This window comes from Allobosea sp. (assembly GCF_048595345.1).
Taxonomy (GTDB): domain Bacteria; phylum Pseudomonadota; class Alphaproteobacteria; order Rhizobiales; family Beijerinckiaceae; genus Allobosea.
The window spans coordinates 1-4,146 of the sequence record NZ_JBMDWH010000066.1; the positions used below are offsets into that span (position 1 = coordinate 1).

Consider the following 4,146-nt stretch of genomic DNA (forward strand, 5'->3'; position numbering starts at 1 on the left):
CAACCGGTCGCTGGTGCCTGAACGCACCGAGCGGGCGCTGATCGCCTCGCTGCATCTCGGCCAGCAACGCGCCGGCATGGGTGTCCTGCTCGGGCTCGACCGCGCCTATGGCAAGGCCACTGTCACCGGCCTGAAGCGCTACGGCCACCATCTCAGCCATGCGGCCTATGCCTGCTGGTCCTCGCCCTTCGAGAACGCCGCTTGCCTCGTCGTCGACGGCATGGGCGAAACCGGGGCCTCGGCCATCTTCGCGCTGGAAGACGGCAAGCTGCGCGAGGTGAAGCATCATCGCGGCCGGGAATCGATCGGCTTCTATTTCGGGCTCGTCACCGATCTCGCCGGCTTCGACCAGGCCAAGGGCGAGGAATGGAAGATTATGGGGCTCGCCCCCTATGGCCGGACCGACCCCGAGCTGATGGCGCTGCTGCGCAGGCTTTATGCGATCGAGGGCCACAAGCTTTCCTTCGCCAAGGCCGATGTGGTGCAGGCCGTCGCGGCCGAGATCCTGGCGAAGCGCCCGGCCGACGCCCTCGACCAGGGCTGGGCCGATCTCGCCCGCTGCGGGCAGGATGTCTTCGCCGAGATGATGGAGGCGCTTCTGGCTGAGGCGGCGGCGCTCGTTCCGAGCGAAAACCTCGTGCTCGCCGGCGGCTGTGCGCTCAACTCCTCCTTCAATGGCAAGATCGCCGGCCGCCATGGTTTCGAGAGCGTCTTCGTGCCCTCTGCCCCGGCCGATGACGGCAACGCCATCGGCGCCGCATGGCTTAGCCATGCCGAAGCCAATCCGCAGTGGCGCGCGCCGAAAGGGCCGTTGTCGCCCTATCTCGGCTCCACCGTCTCGACCGAGCCGTTCGAGCGCATGCAGGCCTGGGAGAAGCGGCTGCGAAAGCTCTCCCCCGACGAGATCGCGGCGGTCACCGCAAAGCTCCTGACCGAAGGCAAGCTGATCGGCTGGGTGCAGGGTCGCGCCGAATTCGGCCCGCGGGCGCTTGGCAACCGCTCGATCATCGCCGATCCGCGACCGGCCGATGCGAAGGACATCCTCAACGCCAAGGTGAAGTATCGCGAGGCCTTCCGCCCCTTCGCGCCCTCGATCCTCGCCGAACACGCCGCCGACTGGTTCGAGCACCACCAGGACGCGCCCTATATGGAGCGCACGCTGGTCTGGAAGGAGGCGGTGCGGCACCGCGTGCCGGCCGTCGTCCATGAAGATGCGACAGGCCGGCTCCAGAGCGTCACGGCCGAGCGCAATCCGCGCTACCACGCCCTGATCTCGGCCTTCCACGACCTCACCGGCGTCCCGGTGATCCTCAACACCTCGTTCAACATCATGGGCAAGCCGATCCTCCACACGGCGGAGGACGCGATCCTGATGTTCTACACCAGCGGCCTCGACGCGCTGGTGGTGGAGGACTGGCTGCTGGTGAAGTGAAAAAAGGCCGGCTCACGCCGGCCTTCGCGATAACGGAAAAGCGAAGAGCCTCAGCTCGCCTGCTTCACCGCAATGCCCTTCTCCTCGAAGAGCGCCTGCAACTCGCCGGCCTGGAACATCTCGCGAGTGATGTCGCAGCCGCCGACGAACTCGCCCTTGACGTAGAGCTGCGGAATGGTCGGCCAGTTGGAATAGGCCTTGATGCCCTCGCGGATCTCCTGGTCCTCCAGCACGTTCACGCCTTTGAACGGCACGCCGACATAGGAGAGGATCTGCACGACCTGGCCGGAGAAGCCGCACATCGGGAATTGCGGCGTGCCCTTCATGAACAGCACCACGTCGCTGGACTTCACTTCCGCATCGATGCGGGCATTGACGTCGGTCATATCGGTATCTCCGGAGTTCAGTTCTGGCTCGCCGGAGCGTCCTGCTCGTCGAGCCGATGCACGATGCGAAGGATCTCGTTGGTCTGGTTCAGCATCCGGTTCTCGAGCAGGACGAGATCACTCTTCACCTCGCCGATGTCGCGTTCCAGCCGTCCGAGTCGAACATCGTGCCGCCCGAGCGTTTCGATCACGTGATCGAGCTTCCGGTCCATATTGCGCAGGAGAACGAGCGTATGGTTGGCGACGTTCGCATCGGGCTCGGCCATGGCGGCTGCTCCAGGGTTCGCCTCAAATATCAGGCGTGACCGTCGTCAGCGCAAGGGCGTGCAGCACGCCGCCCATGTTCCCCTGCAGCGCGGCATAGACCATCTGGTGCTGCTGCACGCGGGTCTTGCCCTTGAAGGCGGCAGAGACGACGGTCGCGGCATAATGATCGCCGTCGCCGGCCAGATCCTTGATCTCGACCGTCGCATCCGGCAGCGCCGCCTTGATCATGCGCTCGATCTCGTGGGCGTCCATCGCCATGGCTGTTCTCCTCAGGCCGCCTTGCCGGCCATGTAGGACGGCAGCCAGTCTTCATGGATCTTGCGGAGATCGGACACGGCCAGCGGCTGCTCGCCGGGCAGGACGAGCGAGGCGCCACCGGTGCGGCCGATGACCAGGGCGGGCACACCCGCCGCCTTGGCCGATGCGACGAGACTTTCCGCCTCCGCCGCCGGGACAGTCAGCACATAGCGCGCCTGATCCTCGCCGAAGAGCACGGCATGGGCCGGGCCGGCCGGCAGCGTCTCGATGGTCGCGCCGATGCCCTTGGCCATCGCCATCTCGGCGAGCGCCACGGCGAGCCCGCCATCCGACAGGTCATGGCAGGTCTTAACCGTGCCGGCCTCGATCAGCCCGCGCAGGAAATCGCCGTTGCGGCGCTCGGTGGCGAGATCGACCGGCGGCGGGGCGCCCTCTTCCCGCCCGCAGATCGTGGCGAGATAGGCGCTCTGGCCGAGCCAGCCGGCGGTCTCTCCGATCAGGACGATCGCCTCGCCCTCGGCCTTGAAGGCGATCGTGGCGTGCTTCGTCACATCGGCCATGACGCCGACGCCGCCGATGGTCGGGGTCGGCAGGATCGAGACGCCGTTGGTCTCGTTGTAGAGTGAGACATTGCCCGAGACGACCGGGAAATCGAGCGTCTTGCAGGCCTCGCCGATGCCCCGGATAGCGCCGACGAGCTGGCCCATCACCTCGGGCTTCTCAGGGTTGCCGAAATTCAGGTTGTCGGTGATGGCGAGCGGCTTCGCGCCGGTGGCGGTGAGGTTGCGCCAGGCTTCGGCCACAGCCTGCTTGCCACCCTCGAACGGGTCCGCCTCGCAATAGCGCGGCGTGACATCGGCGCACATGGCGAGGCCCTTCGGCCCGTCCTCGATGCGGATCACGCCGGCATCGCCGCCGGGCGTCACCGCCGAATTGCCCAGGATCAGCGTGTCGTACTGCTCCCAGATCCAGCGCTTGGAGGAAAGATCCGGCGAGCCGATCAGCGTCTTCAGCGCCTCGGCGTTCCCGCAAGGCGGGGTGACGCTCTCCGGCGCGATGCGCTGCTGCGGCGGCGTCTCCACCCAGGGCCGGTCATATTCCGGCGCCTCGTCGCCGAGTTCCTTGATCGGCAGATCGGCCATGACCTCGCCCTGATGCTTCACGACGAAGCGAAGCGTATCGGTGGTGTGGCCGATGACGGCGAAATCGAGACCCCATTTGCGGAAGATCGCCTCGGCCGCGTCCTCATGGCCGGGCTTGATCACCATGAGCATGCGCTCCTGGCTCTCCGACAGCATCATCTCATAAGCGCTCATGCCCTCCTCGCGGCAGGGCACCTTGTCGAGATCGAGTTCGACGCCGAGATCGCCCTTGGCGCCCATCTCGACGGCCGAGCAGGTCAGGCCCGCCGCGCCCATGTCCTGGATCGCATCGACATGCCCGGCGGCCATGATCTCGAGGCAGGCCTCGAGCAGGAGCTTCTCGGCGAAGGGATCGCCGACCTGCACGGTCGGGCGCTTCTCCTCCGACTTGTCGTCGAATTCGGCCGAGGCCATGGTCGCGCCGTGGATGCCGTCGCGTCCGGTCTTGGAGCCGAGATAGACGATCGCCTTTCCGACGCCCGAGGCCTTGGCGTAGAAGATCTCGTCGGCCTTGGCGATGCCGACCGCCATCGCGTTGACGAGGATGTTGCCGTCATAGCGGCTGTGGAAACCGGTCGCGCCGCCGACATTCGGCACGCCGAAGGAATTGCCGTAGCCGCCGATGCCCGCGACCACGCCGGACACCAGATGGCGCGTGCGC

Annotated in this window: 5 protein-coding genes; 1 reads left to right on the forward strand and 4 read right to left on the reverse strand. The window is 66.5% G+C overall.

The annotated features are described in order from the left end of the window. Positions 1–1,432: carbamoyltransferase family protein (locus tag ACOJTB_RS07800; RefSeq protein ID WP_420101959.1), on the forward strand; the 1,432-nt coding region annotated here is incomplete at its 5' end. 50 nt (positions 1,433–1,482) lie between these two features. Here ACOJTB_RS07800 and grxD read toward each other — a convergent pair. From grxD to purL, 4 genes are all read right to left on the reverse strand, one after another. Continuing rightward, a complete protein-coding gene (gene grxD, locus ACOJTB_RS07805; protein ID WP_420101960.1) occupies positions 1,483–1,818 on the reverse strand; it encodes a Grx4 family monothiol glutaredoxin in 336 nt (111 codons plus the stop codon). A gap of 17 nt (positions 1,819–1,835) precedes the next feature. Next, positions 1,836–2,084: a hypothetical protein gene (locus tag ACOJTB_RS07810; RefSeq protein WP_420101961.1), complete on the reverse strand. Its 249-nt coding sequence runs from the start codon at positions 2,082–2,084 to the stop codon at positions 1,836–1,838. 22 nt (positions 2,085–2,106) lie between these two features. After that, a complete protein-coding gene (locus ACOJTB_RS07815) occupies positions 2,107–2,343 on the reverse strand; it encodes a BolA family protein (protein ID WP_420101962.1) in 237 nt (78 codons plus the stop codon). A gap of 11 nt (positions 2,344–2,354) precedes the next feature. Then, a partial coding sequence (gene purL / locus ACOJTB_RS07820; protein WP_420101963.1) for a phosphoribosylformylglycinamidine synthase subunit PurL occupies positions 2,355–4,146 on the reverse strand: 1,792 nt, incomplete at its 5' end.

Coding starts and splice junctions, on each gene's coding strand:
- grxD (WP_420101960.1), bottom strand. CDS start 1,818: ATGACCGACGTCAATGCCCGCATCGATGCGGAAGTGAAGTCCAGCGAC.
- ACOJTB_RS07810 (WP_420101961.1), bottom strand. CDS start 2,084: ATGGCCGAGCCCGATGCGAACGTCGCCAACCATACGCTCGTTCTCCTG.
- ACOJTB_RS07815 (WP_420101962.1), bottom strand. CDS start 2,343: ATGGCGATGGACGCCCACGAGATCGAGCGCATGATCAAGGCGGCGCTG.